Raw genomic sequence first — 15,082 nt, 5'->3', positions numbered from 1 at the left:
CCCACAGAAATCCTTAAATCGTTTTAGATTAATAAAGGCATTATTTACTTTAAATTAAGCCGCTTCATTAATCGATGTAATTTACCTGCACTCATGCCCAGCGGTTTGGCGATCGCAGTCAGTTTTTCACTATTAGCTAAATAACTTGCCAAGCTTGAGGTTAGCCGCGGCATATGTGTTAACGAGTTCATGCAAACGTCTAATGCTAATATTTACGCTTTAGGGGATTGCGCTGAATTTGAAGGGCAAGTAAAAGCGTATTTACAACCGACCTTAATCAGTGCGTCTGCATTAGCAAAAACCTTATTGGGTGAAGTGACTAGCGTGAAACTGCCCAATATGATGGTCAAGGTTCCCCCCCTAATTACCCGATTCAAATTGGTGGTAAAACTGATGCAGCCTCAGTATCACGTTGGAATATTGATGTTCAATCACAAGGGATTGTCGCTAAAGGCTATGACAGCGCCGATAACATGGTGGGATTTGTGGTGACTCGAGATTGTACTCAACAAGCATTCTCTTTGTTAAGACAACTCTAAAAACCTTAATTTAATAGCTTCACCAACACTAAACAACAAAGCAGAACAGTAATTAGTTCTGCTTTTTTATTTGGACGATTAAATAACTCCAACATTAAGGTAAAATCAAGGTAGCTTTGACCTTGCATGGCCAAAACCTATCTTAAGCCGAGCACTGGAATGACTGGTTTTTATATTAATGCTTTAATCAGACGATTCTTTCTATGCATTTCAAAGGTTAATTTCAATCCACAACTTGCCTGTTTCACATATTCTAGCGACAATACAGTATGAGTTTATGGCCTTTATAAGCATCCTATAATTGTTATTTAAATCTTTTCAATATTGCGTTGTCGCCTTTGCTGCCATTGTCATGATGGTACCTAATTTCGCTTGGGCAAAAGATAACTGGTTAACGGTCAAGGTAACGGGCGCATCAGGACGGTTAACCAAAAATATCCAAGCGCATTTAGGCAATAACCCCGATTCTGAAGTACAACGCAGAGCCTATTTATTTACTGTAGAAGACAATGTTAACGCCGCACTGGAATCCATCGGCCATTATCACGCAAAAGTATCGATTAACGTTGAAGAAGCGACCAAGGGCCCCTGGAAACTTAACATCGATATCGATGAAGGTGCGCCTACCATTGTTCAGTGGATAGACATTAAATTCAGTGAGCAAATGATTGAAGATAACAGCTTTAATCGTTGGCTTGATCAGTTAACTATCAAACCTGGTGATGTGTTAGATCACGGCGTATACCAAGAGTTAAAAAATCAGCTGGTTACATTAGCTATGGCCAGAGGCTACTTCGATGGAAAATTCTCACGGGCTGAAGTGGTGGTTAATCGGGATGTGAATACCGCTAAAATCCACTTGCATTATGACTCAGGTAGACGCTATCAACTGGGTAACGTCGAGTTTCATGGTCATACTCTCAATGATGAGTTCATGAAAAAACTCATCCCGTTTAAACCCAATTCAAATTATTCAACCCGGCGGTTAAATCGATTGAACCGCAACCTTATCGATACTGGCTACTTTAGTAATATCAAAGTGTTACCACAAGTTGATGCCATGACCGACGTCGATGTCCCCATCAGAGTTGACTTAAGCCCAAGACCAACACACTCATTTGAATTAGGTTTGGGTGCCGATATTGGTACCAATGCCGAAAAAACCATTGAGCCAAGGGTCAGGCTCACTTGGCGGATGCCGCAAATTAACAGCTATGGCCATACTCAAGAAACTACTATGGAATGGTCACCTGACAGGCCTAAGTTTTTAACCACCTATACTATTCCGTTAAAGCACCCGTTAGATGATCAGCTACAATTTAAGATTGGATTACTGCGAGATAAATATGGCGTTACCCAAGATTATAATGAAGAAGATAGAAGCTACGATTACACTGGCCAGCTAGAGTCAGAGAAACGTTTACTCGGGGTGATCAGACAACAAACCCTAGCCGACCAATGGCTATTTGGTTATTCACTTGAATATAGCCAAGAGCTTTATAATCAATCCAATATTGATTACGATTCAAAATTCCTTCTTGCAGGCTTTGGTATTGGCAAAACCGTTCGCGGCGATAACACCTTAGACCCCAAGTCGGGCTACCGTCATATTTACAGTATGCAATATGGTGACCCTAATTTAGGCTCTGAAATTCGACTGTTAAAATTTGAAGCTAACTTTAAATGGATTGATACCTTTTTCGATCGGCATCGTTTTGTAGCCCGACTCGACTTAGGCGCCAACATTGCTGATAGTGACGATATCGCCCAAATATCACCTTCGCTACGTTATTTTACCGGTGGCGATCAGAGTATTCGCGGTTATGGCTACCAAGAGCTAGGGCCATTCATTGAATACACCAACGAAGACGGTAGCACGTCACGTCAGGTTGTCGGCGGTCGTTATTTGATGGTGGGCAGTTTAGAGTATCAATTTTATTTAACTGACACATGGCGACTTGCCAGCTTTGTGGATGCGGGTAACGCTTTTGATACAGAAACATTTGAACCTATTGCCTCCGTCGGCGGCGGCGTTCACTGGATCTCTCCTATCGGGCCCATTAGATTCGATTTAGGTGTCGGCTTGAAAGAAACAGAAACGGTCGATAGATCTTGGCGAATTCATTTAACCATGGGGACGGATTTGTAATGACAGAAAAATCCAAGCTACCCCAGCATCATAACGACCATGAAGCCCATGACGCTACACCACTAGATAAAGTGCCAGCAAAGCCGCCATTAACGCTTTGGGCGCGATTATGGAAATACTTCAAACATACCACTCGAGTGATTATCTATATTCCACTGCTGATTTTAATTTTGCTAGCAGTGCTCATTGGCACGCCTTTCGGCGCACGTATGTCAGTGATGTTAGCCAATCAATTTGTGCCCAATCTCGCATTAGACTTACGCTCTGGCACCATCAATAAGCAACTCGAATTTAACCATGCAAGCTGGTCAATGGATGGCGTAGCGGTAGAGGTTGATGACTTAAGCTTATCTTGGCTGCCAACCTGTTTGTTTAACAAGCAAATTTGTGTCGATAAGTTACACGCAAGTGGCGTGCGGGTACGAGTAGCTACTGATGAGTTTGCCGATGATGTGCCTAGTGAAAGTACCGTTGCAAACGCTCGAACAACTCAAGCTGCATTAGCAGATAATCAGCCAGCTAACACTGATAAAACTAATGAAAGTAAAGATGAAGTACCTGAACCGCTGATTTTACCTGTAGTTATTGGCCTTAACGAATTAGACTTAAACTCAGTTGAGGTCAGCGTAAATGACATGCGCTATAACGCCAGCCGCTTGCAAGGCAAAGCACTATGGAATAGCAAAGGCTTAAGAGTTAATTACCTTTATAGTGACGGTTTGCTGGTTGATATTCCTCTTGCCAGTGATGATGTTGCAGCGCCGAACAATACCACTGAGGTAAATGACGACTGGGCTATGGCAGCATTACCAGTGGTTTATATGTCATTCCCTATTTACCTTGAACAACTGATTAGTAATAACAGCGTGATGGTCTTGGGAGCAAGAACCGATGATTTCGCAAAAATAACCTTAGCAGGCAGCTATGTTGATGACTTAATTGATGTGCAGCAATTAGCCATCACTCATGATTACGGTGAGGCAACATTAGAAGGCGATATCCGTTTAAATCACGATTACCCAATGAATATTAACGCCGATTTTAGCCTTAACAATGTGGCCGAAATTCCTGAATTAACCCAGCAAAAAATCAAACTCAGTGCACACAACGGCTTTGATGATTTAGCCGTTACCCTTGCCGCTGAAGGTGACTTTACCATTAATTTTGACTCAAATATCACTTTGAGTAAGCCCGAAATGCCTTATCGAATTGATATAAGCAAAGCCCAAATTCAGTGGCCTTTGATTAAGCCTGACTATGTCACTGATATCAAAACATTATCAAGTACCGGTGACTTCAACCACCAACATGTTGTCCTTGATGGGCAATTCCTCAGCCCCTATCACCCGCAGCTTGAAGTTAATAGCGCAATGCAGCTATCACATACCAATGTGGATATTGCAGATATTGTCATTAGCTCAGATGCGGGGGATATCGCAGGTCAAGCGAGTCTTGATTGGGGCAATGATTTTAGCTGGCAAGCCAAACTCGACACCACTGATTTACAGCTAGAAAAAATCGATTATCTTTATGAACTCACCGAGCTTAGCAGCCACATCAGTGGGATATTAACCACCACAGGTAAGGTTTCTGATACTAGCTGGGAAGTAAATATTGTAGACAGTGATTTAAGCGGCAGTTTAAATCAGTACCCTCTTAGCGTTAAAGGTCAGGTACAATTTGATAATAACTTCGCCATCAATGCCAAAGACCTACAAGCACAAGCCCTCGGCACAACCCTACTTATCAATGGTCAAGCAGATACAGTATGGGATGTAGATGCATTACTTGATGTACCTGACATCAGCCAGTGGCTACCAGATAGTAAAGGGTCAATTACCGCAAAAATCGATGTCACTGGCGATGCCAAACAACCTATCGTTGATATTAACGGCCAAGTGGCCGATTTTGATTTTGCCGATATGAAGCTCGACAGACTGACATTAACGGGTCACTACTTACCGTTAAATGAGCATCAATTTAGCGTGAATCTCGCCAGTACTGCTTTTAGCTGGAGCGAACTGGACTTAACTGACGTAGAGCTAATCGCCTCAGGAGATCTTGGCCAGCAAACATTGCAACTGTCTACGGGTGGAGAGCTAGCCATTAACACCCAATTGAGCAATATATACACGGCAGATAAACAACGCTTTGATACTGAAGTTAACGCCTTATCCTTAACCAATATGCTCGGAGATTGGCAGTTAGATAAGCCCATCACGATCGTTTGGGATCAACTCAATCAACTTGGCAGCGCCAGTCCTTTTTGCATTAATCACCCCAGCAATAGCCTGTGCCTGATTGAACCTGCAAATTTTGGTACCCAAGGGGATATTCATATTCTTGCACAAGGCACACCTGGCCGCCTACTGCAGCCAATATTACCCGAACGCTTGGTATGGATTGGTGACTCTAGCCTTGATGCCAAACTGAATTGGTCTGAGGTTGAAAAGTTACAAGCAGATGTTGATTTAACCTTATCTGAGGGCAAATTAGAATTAAAGCGCTCAGAGAATGATCGCATCGATATCATTTACGACTTAGTTAACTTACATGTCACATTAGATGAGCAGCAACTAACGGGTCAATTATCAGTGCAAGCAGATAGCATCTCAGATATCAGCAGCCAAGTTAACATCAGCACCCAGCCTTCAAGAGAGCTATCAGGGCATATCAATATTGACGAGTTAGATTTAACTGGCTTACAGGGCTTCTTCCCTGAGCTGGCGACATTACAAGGACTGTTTTCCACTGATTTAACCTTATTAGGCACTTTAAATGAGCCTGAAGTCGGTGGCAAAATGACACTATCAAAAGCAGCTATTGCCACTACAAACAACCCGACTTTGATTGAAAATATCAATTTAATAATGGAGCTCGCTGGCCAACAAGGTAATGTAACAGGCGATTTAACCATGGGGAAAGGCCAGGCAAATATCAATGGTAAGTTGGCTTGGCCAGAGGGTAACTTTAATGGTGAAATTGATATAAAAGGTAAAAAGCTCGCCTTTATTCAGCCCCCTATCGCAATATTGGATATTACTCCTGATGTAAAAATTAACTTTAGTAAAAATCAGCTGGCGATCACGGGCACTGTCGATATTCCTAGCGGGGAAATTACATTAGTTCAACTAGCTGAGGGTGGTGTAGCGATATCTAGCGATGTGGTATTTAAAGACTCGATTTCAGAACAAGAAGAAAAAGTCAGCCCTTACGCTATCGTCGCCGATCTCAATATTAATGTGGGCAAGAACCTTAACATTGATGGCATGGGCTTAAACGGCAAGTTAGAAGGAACATTATTGCTACAGCAACAAGCCTTCAAACCACCGCTGTTATTTGGTGATATTAAAGTGAATAATGGCAGTTATAAATTTATGGGGCAAACCCTAACCATCAGTACTGGTGAAGTGCAGTTTGTTGGCCCAAGCTCAGTACCCAACTTAAATATTGAAGCAGTAAAAGAAATCAAAGATGAAGATCTCACCGCAGGCGTGAGAGTCACAGGCACAGCCATGCAGCCAGTAGTGACCTTGTTTTCAAACCCTGCCAAAGAGCAAGCCGAAATTCTATCCTACATAGTCACCGGCACAGGCTTTGCGAACTCTGGTAATGATCAAAATAATGCTTTAATGATGAGCGCGGCGTTAAGCTTAGGCTCACAGTTTGGCGGCGGCGCAATGAACAACATTGGCTCAACAGCGACGGGCTTAATTGAAAAAATGGGCTTTTCTAATGTACAACTTGATGCCAACGATGAAGGACGCTTTGCCATTAGCGGTTATATTGGCGAAGACTTGATGGTGAAATACGGTATTGGTGTTTTTAACCCCGGCTATGAAATGACGGTAAGGTATTATATTTTTTCACAGCTTTACCTAGAAACCGTATCAGGCAACTTAAATCAATCCTTAGATATTTACTATAGCTTTGATATTGATTAAGCGTTACAAACCAAATTTTAGTCACAAAAAAAGCGCCTTAAGGCGCTTTTTTCATTCAAATTAGCAATTAAGCAAATTTGAAATCGATGTGTTCGATAAGCATTTTGTACGCGTGACGCTGTACAGCTTGTGCACGAACTTTAATTTCTTTGCCATCGATTACGATAGTTAACTCGCTTGTGTAGAAATCTTCATTCAACTGTTGGTTGATGATATCTTTTTGAGCGAATTTGATAGAAATAGGCTCTTTACCTGGACCGTAGATTACAGCAGGAACTAAATTCGCATGACGTAGGCGGCGGCTCGAACCTTTCCCGATTTCAGTACGGATTTCAGCATTGATAGTATAAGACATGTAATTCTCACTTATATAAAATAATTTTTGTTGTTATTTTCGACCAATAACAACTCGTGCTCGTTATAAAACTAAGCGCGCGGATTCTAACACAGCTAAATAGCGTCAACAAGCATCACGCCGGAATTTTATCCACATGAACTAACTATATAGCCTTTAAATCATGCTAAATATCAGGCCGTGGGTTTTACCAGCTTCTTACCGGGCCAGTATCAAGGTGAATAAAACCAGAACGAGGGTAATAACCAACCCCGCCCATTTTTAACGACATTGCTGCATCACGTAAGGTTTTAAGAGCAATGCCGGGTATGGCTAAATCCATTGCCATTCCCTTCATATGATAACTTTTCTTGGCAACACCATTACTGTTGGCCGCTAACATATTATTGGTGATCGGAGAGCGATAACCAGAAATCACATGAATTTCATCTGAGTTATTCAGTGTCTGTTGAAGCTTATACAGGATTTCATATAAACGCTTATCCATCGGCGCCGCTTGGTTTTGTCTATGGTCACGTAATACATTGCTAAAAAGCGTTAAGGTATCACTGCGATATTCACCATCAACCCAAAAACTGCCTTGCCCGCGCTCACCAGTATGACGGTTGTAAAAGCTCAGATCACGCTGCCCTATTGTAGATCGGCTTGCTTGAGCGGAATTAGAAAACATTGAAGCGACAGCCACCCCACTAATTCCAAGGATTAACTGCCTACGCGAAGGACAAACTAACGACATTAACTCACCACTTTTTAAAAATTCAAACTGTGCACTTTTTGCACAAACGAGGATGAATTTAAAGCTTATGGCAAACAATAGCAACTCTAAAAGAACATAAGTTATGTATAAATCATGTGCAGTTTAGCAACTTCTAATAAGGTCAGGCACTTAACGTGACGTCAACTGTAATGGGCTTGTTGCATTATTTGCCACTACTGTTTTATCTGTGTTATTTAAATGATAAATATCATTTCGATATTGGGCCAAGTTATCTTCACCAACCCAAGCATTCCAATACACTATATGCACAGGAATGGTCTGTGACAGCGAAAACCATTGAGTATTTTTTTGATTAGACTGCATACGCGCCCAAGTGCGTTTATCTATTACCACATTATCCGCGAACCACTCAGCCAATTGCTGCACTTTTTCAATGCGAATACAGCCCGATGAAAGCGCTCGATTTGCCTTATTAAAAAGCCATTTATCTGGTGTGTCATGTAAGTATATATTCAGATCATTTTTAAAATGAAATTTATAACGCCCCAACGCATTAATTTCCCCGGGTCGCTGCACCAAACGATATGGAAAGGCTGCAGTTGCGGCCATTTGCCATTCATCAGCGGTTTTATCAATTTTAATCCCAGCTCGATCAAAAACATCAAATTGTCGATCGCGAAAATAATCACCATCTTTAGCCACTTTAGGCAAGATATCCCGTCGTAACAGCTTTTTAGGTACTGTCCAAGTAGGATTAATGACCACATTGGATATTTGTCCTGACATCACAGGGGTTCTTCGATAGGCCTTGCCGACAATTACTCGAGAGGTCATGGCGATTTGACTATCATTGACTAGCACCATTTCAAAGGCGGGAATATTTACCAATAAATAACGCTCTGACAGTTGATGTTGATAACTGGTTTTAGCCACAAAATTACTGGCAAGTAATATAGCGCGCTGTTTAGGTGTTTGGTTTAACCAATGTAAGGTATTGGGACCAATAACAGCATCGGCTTTTAAGCCATGACGCTGCTGAAATGACACCACCGCGTTCGCTATAGTGTCATCATAAATATGTTGCGCTTCTGAACGAGATGATAAGTCCCCAAGTAACCATAAACGCTGTGAAATAGCACTGATAGTCTGATGGCTATCGCCAGGCCGTAAAAAACCGCCGGGGACAATTGGCTGCCATTCATGGCGGTTATCAAGCCACATTAATCGTCTAATATGGTTAAGAACTCTCAAGTAATCATCTACCGGAGGCTCTAAAGAAAAAACTTTCTTTTGAAGTGAAGCGTTGGAAGCAAGATTGCGATACTGCAGTTCAACAGACTTATCAGCCCAAAACCTATCAACTTCATTTTGTATTGTGTCGATATATTCAAGCTTTTCAGCCTCTGTACCCTGGCGCAGAATCGTTAAATATGCTTGCCATTGAACACTGGAGTCAGTCAACGAAATCAATAATACATGTTGCGCAAGGGTGTTATAAACCGCATCCGAAGCCGCAATCTTAGTCATTGGCGTAAAATACAAGAATAATATCACTGCAAAAGATAACGCAACTCGATGAAAACAGCATTTCACCATGAATTATCCTCCTAAATACTGACTACGAGCTTTTGAGTATGGCAAAGAAATACCATCCTTGTGTTACATAAAATATGACACTGTTAAAAGATAATACGAAAGTTGGAGATAGATAGCGGATTTAGCGCAGCAATTCGACAGTGGTAGAGCTGTGATAAGTCGAGTTCTGTTAAACGATGGGCATAACTGCTATAAACAAACTCCGCAATACTTATTACGTTAATTTCACAGCAGTTAATATGAATAAAAAACAACTCATGCAAGTGATGGCCTCGGACATCGGTATCTCACAATCTCAAGCGAAAATTCAAATCGATCAAATTGTTTCTCAGATCCATAAAGCACTTACCGAAGGTGAAAAAGTTTACATTCCGCAATTTGGCACATTTGAATTACGCTACCATTTAGCGAAAAATGGCTACAACCCACAAACCGGTGAAGCAATAGAAATTCCAGGATTTAACCAACCAAGCTTTAAAGCTGCGCCTGGATTGAAAAAACTCATCAATCAGTAATAAAGCCATAATCCCATTTCAAAGGCCTTGTTTTACTAGTAATAGCAGCAAGGCTTTTACCAATAACTACACCATTTCATAATCATCTTCTAAACTTAAAGTCAAAGTCACCTTACCCAGCGCTCAACCATGAACCTTAACCATGCTGTGATAAGTGTTGTTCTACTGCTATGCACTTTTATTCCATTACAGGAAACCTCAGCCTCCTACGAGAGCTTTGAGCTATCAACAACAGCAAAAATTATTGTTGTTGGTGACATCCATGGCGACTATGGTGAATTTGAAACATTAATTCGTGCAGCAGGCATTATCGATGACCAACTGAACTGGCAAGCTGGCGACACTCAGCTAGTCAGTGTCGGCGACCTGCTGGATAGAGGCCCTGACTCCCGCAAAGTAATGGACTTGTTTATGCGTTTAGAGCAACAGGCCACCGCAGCAGGAGGCGCAGTACATCTTGTGTTGGGTAATCATGAATTGATGAACCTTATCCGTGAACTTAACTACGTACCCGCTGATGAATATAAACACTACCTGGATGATGAATCTGCGGACGTACGCGAAAATTACTGGCAGCAATACCTTTCATATGCAACTGAAACCAGTGCCGGAATGAGTCAGCAATCGCTATTATCGACCTTTAACACTGAATACCCTCCCGGCTACTTTGGCCATATGCAGCTCTTTTCTACCAAGGGTAAATATGGCCGTTGGCTGTTGAGCAAGCCCAGTATATTAAAGATCAATGAGGTGCTATTTCTCCATGGTGGACTTTCTGCCAAGTTCCCTCTGTCAACCTTAGCCGAAGTAAACAACGAATCAGCAAAAGTAATACATGATTACATGGAAGCTTTTGAGCAATTAAAACTCCAAGGCGCATTAAGTCACCTTGATGATTTCTTTAGTCGCCAAGAAAAAATAGCACGGCGGTTACTATCTGCAGGCTCTGACGAACATAAATCCTTGTACCAAAGCTTTGTTAATCTCAGCCAGTCTTTTTACCTCGATGGAGAAAGTCAATTCTGGTATAGAGGCTCAGCTCTTTGCCATCCAATCTTTGAGGAAGAGATACTTGATCGCGTTTTGCAACACTATAAGGCCAAACAATTGGTGATTGGTCACACAACCACGAGTAGCCGCGTTTTTGAAAGCAGAATGAAGGGCAAGGTGATCAATACTGACACTGGACTGTACCGAAAATATTATCAGGGCAATCCAATGTTATTAGCCATTAACAAAGATGAACTTCAACAATTTGATGGTAATCAATGGCGTCCTTTTGAGGTTGACGATGGTCAATACCGTGAGATTTACCAAGGCCACAGCTATCAGGACTGGGAACAGTTATTAACACAGGCAATTATCACTAAACTTGAGCCTATAGGGACTGGTGTGACACAGTCGAAAAAAGCTTATTTGGAACATAACGGACTGCGTTTCAAAGCTATTTTTAAAACTGAAAATATCATCCCCAGAAATGCCTCTAAAGATAAATATCGCAATACCGACAGTTATAAATACGAAATAGCAGCGTACAGGATAGCCCGTCACCTTGGATTGAATATGATCCCGCCAACGGTACTTCGAACCATCAAAAATAAACAGGGCTCGCTACAATTGTGGATAGATGACACTTTTAACGAAAAAAATCGCATCGAGGATGAACGTTATCCAAGCGAGTATTGCGTTCTGTCATACCAAGCCAGCCTGATGAATATGTTTGATATTTTAATTTTCAATGTAGATAGAACCCAAAGCAATATTCTCTATACAGAAGCGGATTGGATGATGTGGATGATAGACCACTCTCGAAGCTTTAGAACTGGCAAACACGCACCAAAATATTTAAAGGCGGCACGTTTGCGTCACTCGCTAAAAATTGAACATCAATTAAAAAACTTAGACTATCAAAGCCTAGATAAACTCACTAATGGCCTACTCAAGAGAAAACAAATCAAGGCGTTACTCAAACGTCGTGATCTGTTATTAAAAAAGCTGGCAGAACATGAGTAAAAATCCTCATTAACCACGCTCGCTACCTTAAGCCGCTTAAGTGATTTATGCCATACCTGTCAGTAATTCCGTGTTTATTTTCAATATAAGAGCTTAAGCAAAAGCGCTGTACTAGCCCATAAACGCCAAATACTCTAATTAAGATTAAAGAGTTAACCAAACTCATAGAGAGGATAACAGGCAAGATACTGATATTGACTTAAATGATTGTAGATTTACTGAGGCTGTAACCAAGAGATTGTAAGCCCCTGTAAATAGCGCTATATTACAGCGGGTTTGACATGTCATCTTTTAAGCCGTCTTCGAACTTAATCGCCTAACCTTCACCAAACCCGATGCCAAAGCCCCGAGCTGTAATATTCTTCATCAGTCATGCCACTCTTTCGCTGCTGTTCCTCAAAATGTTGTTTTACTTTTTGAAAGCGATGCTCAATAGATTCCAATCTGAGGTGAGCTAATTGTTGCTCAGATAGACCACTCGCTCGGAGTCTTTTTTCTAGTTCTTCAATTTTCCAATCTCTCATCCCTTGCATAAACTGCATGCTAATAGCATCTGACTTTAACTTACTTAGCTTACAAGTTCGGATGTCTAGCCGAGGCCCTCGATAAAAAGATCTAGAGTGATCGATGGCCCAAATTTTACCAAGATAAGCTTTTTTCCTGTCCGTCACTTCATTTGGGTCTTCAAATCTTTCATTCAGATCGACTAAAAGGTTGCCAGCATGCCTGTCAACATTGCCAATAATACAATCGAATGTTTTGATTTCTTTTATTTGGTGATTTTTATATTCGGCGGATCCCGGGTAAGGCAGACTAAGAGCAGTTAAATCGTAAAGCACGACACTATTCTCTACCCATAATTGCAAACTGCCTTTTCTCAATTTTTTACTCGGTTTTAGCCCTTTTTTCCCTATTGGTATACTTCGAAGCACTGTCGCAGGAATAATATTAAGGCCAAGGTATTTTGAAATAATATATGCTGCTAATTCATTGTAGTAGCTATCGTAATACATTAAACCAACGTTACCTCTAGCATAATCTTTTACTGTTTTATCTCGAAAGGCGGCACGTATCTGTACACTATTTTTGACTAAACCTACCCTGCGAATTTCCATAATACTTTCTTTTGTCGTGAACGCTTTAGCAACACTTTTAGAAAGATTAATATCGCCATCATTTAATAAGTCAAAGATAACCGTTTCATCTCGGATTAAAGGAACGGTTACAGCGTGAGACAAGAAAGCGACTAAATATATCGTCAGAAAAAAAGCCATCTTCAAATATTGCATAATGCGCTCCTTCTATTCAATCGATGAGATATCACGCTGGTAAAGTCTATTTTTAAGGGCGATGGATTTCACTTATATCGATATATTTAGGCTCTTTAAGCCACAGATAACAAATCCGTTTATGACAATGCAACGACTTAAAATTAGTTAGCGCTTAGCAAGACATCAGAATTAAAACAGGTATTAATCATGCTCATTGACCAATTGCTTATGCTTGCGAGCAAGGTTAAATGCCAATATTATCCAAAACAGGGAAAGCACCAGATTAACCGCCGCAAACTCATAATGATCAAGCTTGAATACTTTAAGGCCAATAAAGATGATCACCACATGAGCCAAATCTCCCAAACGCCAACAAAATGCATCGATCACAGTCTTCCCTTCAAAAATTTGTTGCTGATTTAAAGGCAGAAACAGTGCATGCCGGGCAGTATTTTGTAATGAATAATCTATGCTATTTTCAGCAATCTTTATTAGCTTAAATAGGGTGAATATAGGGATAAAAGTCGCTAATCCATAGCCCACAAAAGCGACAAAGGGTAAAATTAGAATGGCACCATGTATATGGATCCACTGGAATATTCGAGAAACCAGTAATAGCTGAATTATCATGCTGAATAAGTTTACCCAAGTGTAAAAGTCACTGTAAAACTCACCTATAATCAGTTTGACATCGGCTCCCTGCTGCGCATGAATTTGCACCCATTTGGCCAGAATGTATTCTCCTGTAGTATTCACACAGTTGAGTAACACTACAAACCCAGCAATCACCAACAAGTAACGATTATTCAGTACGGTATCAAAACCTGCTTTGAATGAATGACCATGGTAGTCATTTGTTTGTTTTTTTTTAGATTTCAGTCCAATTAATTTGGGTAACCACATGGTCGCGATAAGTAAAACCGCAGCGACGAGCATCAAGCCTTCAGCGCCAACAAGCTTAAATAGATGTTTGCTAATTTGCGCACCTAATAATGATCCTAAAGATGCCCCTGCTGCAATAAAAGCAAACAAGCGTTTACCCTCATCTGGACTGTAAATATCTGCAGCATAGGCCCAGAACTGGGCAATTAACAGCACATTGATCACACCTAGCCAAACGAAGAAAGGGATTGAAATAGGCACCTTAAACAAATAAAGCCCCCAGAATAATAACAAGCTCACAGCCACAGCTAAGGTGACTCGGGGCAATATTTCATTCGTTCCCTGAGTCCTTATCCAGCTAGCGTATAAAGGCACCAATATCATTAACACCAATGCTTGAATCGCTATCGTGTAAGTGCGTATTTCAGCGGTGTGTTCAGAGAGGATGAGTGCTTCACGGATAGGCTTTAAAATGTAATACAGCAACAGTAGCAAACAGGCGTAAGCGGAGAGCATCAAGGTTGACTTACCTTCTCCCGGTTGCACATGAGTAAACAATCTCATTAAGCGTTCTAGGTAACTTAAGTCGTTCCTGCTGTTTGCTTCCATACCTGTAAATAATACCTTGTTTACTTTCAGGGTATCGAAAAGCTTAGCAGGGGCATGTGTACTGTCAAATATGTAAAGCTAAAGGCAACACTCATCCCAGCGACGTAAAGATATTGATTGAGAGGATTTTTTATCGTCTAAAAATCCGATATGGCTAATTGATTTAATACATTAATTTAGCAAGAACAATTCAAATAAGTCCGTCAACAATAGTCGATGAATCTGATTGATTTCGTCGTTTTAACACACCTGATACGGATCAGGATTTCAACACAAAGTTTCAATGTAACGCGGCTAAATTTAGCTGTGTTCACTCGTGGTACTCGCCAGACTTGAACGAGCAAATATCACTATTTCACAAACTTCAGATACAAAAAGGTCAGACTTGAACCGGCACGCCCTATTTTAAAACGATGAGGGATTGTTATATCTTGTCATTCATTTAGCAAATTTCAGATACAAAAAAGCCTCAACTAATGTTGAGGCATTTT

Annotated in this window: 11 protein-coding genes; 5 read left to right on the top strand and 6 right to left on the bottom strand. The window is 40.9% G+C overall.

Annotation, left to right across the window (positions count from 1 at the left end):
• Nucleotides 1-44: 44 nt before the first annotated feature.
• A complete protein-coding gene (locus AB4140_RS00160) occupies nucleotides 45-191 on the bottom strand; it encodes a hypothetical protein (protein WP_371999292.1) in 147 nt (48 codons plus the stop codon).
• Between the two features lie 180 nt (nucleotides 192-371).
• On the opposite strand from AB4140_RS00160, the gene AB4140_RS00155 reads away from it, so the two are divergent.
• The 3 genes from AB4140_RS00155 to AB4140_RS00145 all read left to right on the top strand — a co-directional run bounded on the left by AB4140_RS00155 (nucleotide 372) and on the right by AB4140_RS00145 (nucleotide 6,632).
• A complete protein-coding gene (locus AB4140_RS00155) occupies nucleotides 372-539 on the top strand; it encodes a hypothetical protein (protein ID WP_198590501.1) in 168 nt (55 codons plus the stop codon).
• 352 nt (nucleotides 540-891) lie between these two features.
• Complete coding sequence (locus AB4140_RS00150; RefSeq protein ID WP_102439895.1) at nucleotides 892-2,688, top strand: autotransporter assembly complex family protein; 1,797 nt, start codon at nucleotides 892-894, stop codon at nucleotides 2,686-2,688.
• A complete protein-coding gene (locus tag AB4140_RS00145) occupies nucleotides 2,688-6,632 on the top strand; it encodes a translocation/assembly module TamB domain-containing protein (protein ID WP_371999290.1) in 3,945 nt (1,314 codons plus the stop codon). Before AB4140_RS00150 ends, AB4140_RS00145 begins: the two co-directional genes overlap by 1 nt.
• Before the next feature lie 67 nt (nucleotides 6,633-6,699).
• On the opposite strand, the gene rplY is transcribed toward AB4140_RS00145, so the two are convergent.
• The 3 genes from rplY to AB4140_RS00130 form a co-directional block, all read right to left on the bottom strand.
• Nucleotides 6,700-6,987 carry a 50S ribosomal protein L25 gene (gene rplY, locus AB4140_RS00140; RefSeq protein WP_076539958.1) on the bottom strand — a complete coding sequence of 96 codons (288 nt, stop codon included), beginning with the start codon at nucleotides 6,985-6,987 and terminating at the stop codon, nucleotides 6,700-6,702.
• Nucleotides 6,988-7,174: 187 nt separating this feature from the next.
• Nucleotides 7,175-7,723: a DUF882 domain-containing protein gene (locus AB4140_RS00135; RefSeq protein WP_102439896.1), complete on the bottom strand. Its 549-nt coding sequence runs from the start codon at nucleotides 7,721-7,723 to the stop codon at nucleotides 7,175-7,177.
• A gap of 150 nt (nucleotides 7,724-7,873) precedes the next feature.
• Entirely contained in the window at nucleotides 7,874-9,301 is a 1,428-nt protein-coding gene (locus tag AB4140_RS00130) for a murein L,D-transpeptidase (RefSeq protein WP_371999287.1), read from the bottom strand.
• 239 nt (nucleotides 9,302-9,540) lie between these two features.
• On the opposite strand from AB4140_RS00130, the gene AB4140_RS00125 reads away from it, so the two are divergent.
• Together AB4140_RS00125 and AB4140_RS00120 are read left to right on the top strand one after the other, a co-directional pair.
• Entirely contained in the window at nucleotides 9,541-9,816 is a 276-nt protein-coding gene (locus AB4140_RS00125) for an HU family DNA-binding protein (RefSeq protein ID WP_371999285.1), read from the top strand.
• A gap of 129 nt (nucleotides 9,817-9,945) precedes the next feature.
• On the top strand, nucleotides 9,946-11,829 hold the full coding sequence (locus AB4140_RS00120) for a metallophosphoesterase (protein ID WP_371999283.1): 1,884 nt from the start codon (nucleotides 9,946-9,948) through the stop codon (nucleotides 11,827-11,829).
• A gap of 323 nt (nucleotides 11,830-12,152) precedes the next feature.
• On the opposite strand, the gene AB4140_RS00115 is transcribed toward AB4140_RS00120, so the two are convergent.
• Both AB4140_RS00115 and AB4140_RS00110 read right to left on the bottom strand, forming a co-directional pair.
• Nucleotides 12,153-13,118, bottom strand: coding sequence for a hypothetical protein (locus AB4140_RS00115; protein ID WP_102476062.1), 966 nt, complete (start codon nucleotides 13,116-13,118; stop codon nucleotides 12,153-12,155).
• Nucleotides 13,119-13,301: 183 nt separating this feature from the next.
• On the bottom strand, nucleotides 13,302-14,591 hold the full coding sequence (locus tag AB4140_RS00110) for an NTP/NDP exchange transporter (RefSeq protein WP_102476061.1): 1,290 nt from the start codon (nucleotides 14,589-14,591) through the stop codon (nucleotides 13,302-13,304).
• Between the last annotated feature and the right edge of the window lie 491 nt (nucleotides 14,592-15,082).

This window comes from Shewanella sp. 10N.286.51.B2 (assembly GCF_041469265.1).
Lineage (GTDB): Bacteria > Pseudomonadota > Gammaproteobacteria > Enterobacterales > Shewanellaceae > Shewanella.
The sequence above is the reverse complement of the archived record's forward strand: the minus strand, read 5'-3'. Positions and strand labels throughout refer to the sequence as shown.

Bases quoted from the DNA above. Each gene is read 5' to 3' on its own strand.
- AB4140_RS00110 (WP_102476061.1), bottom strand. From the start codon at position 14,591: ATGGAAGCAAACAGCAGGAACGACTTAAGTTACCTAGAACGCTTAATG.
- AB4140_RS00130 (WP_371999287.1), bottom strand. From the start codon at position 9,301: ATGGTGAAATGCTGTTTTCATCGAGTTGCGTTATCTTTTGCAGTGATA.
- AB4140_RS00115 (WP_102476062.1), bottom strand. From the start codon at position 13,118: ATGCAATATTTGAAGATGGCTTTTTTTCTGACGATATATTTAGTCGCT.
- rplY (WP_076539958.1), bottom strand. From the start codon at position 6,987: ATGTCTTATACTATCAATGCTGAAATCCGTACTGAAATCGGGAAAGGT.
- AB4140_RS00120 (WP_371999283.1), top strand. From the start codon at position 9,946: ATGAACCTTAACCATGCTGTGATAAGTGTTGTTCTACTGCTATGCACT.
- AB4140_RS00150 (WP_102439895.1), top strand. From the start codon at position 892: ATGATGGTACCTAATTTCGCTTGGGCAAAAGATAACTGGTTAACGGTC.
- AB4140_RS00145 (WP_371999290.1), top strand. From the start codon at position 2,688: ATGACAGAAAAATCCAAGCTACCCCAGCATCATAACGACCATGAAGCC.
- AB4140_RS00135 (WP_102439896.1), bottom strand. From the start codon at position 7,723: ATGTCGTTAGTTTGTCCTTCGCGTAGGCAGTTAATCCTTGGAATTAGT.
- AB4140_RS00125 (WP_371999285.1), top strand. From the start codon at position 9,541: ATGAATAAAAAACAACTCATGCAAGTGATGGCCTCGGACATCGGTATC.
- AB4140_RS00160 (WP_371999292.1), bottom strand. From the start codon at position 191: ATGAACTCGTTAACACATATGCCGCGGCTAACCTCAAGCTTGGCAAGT.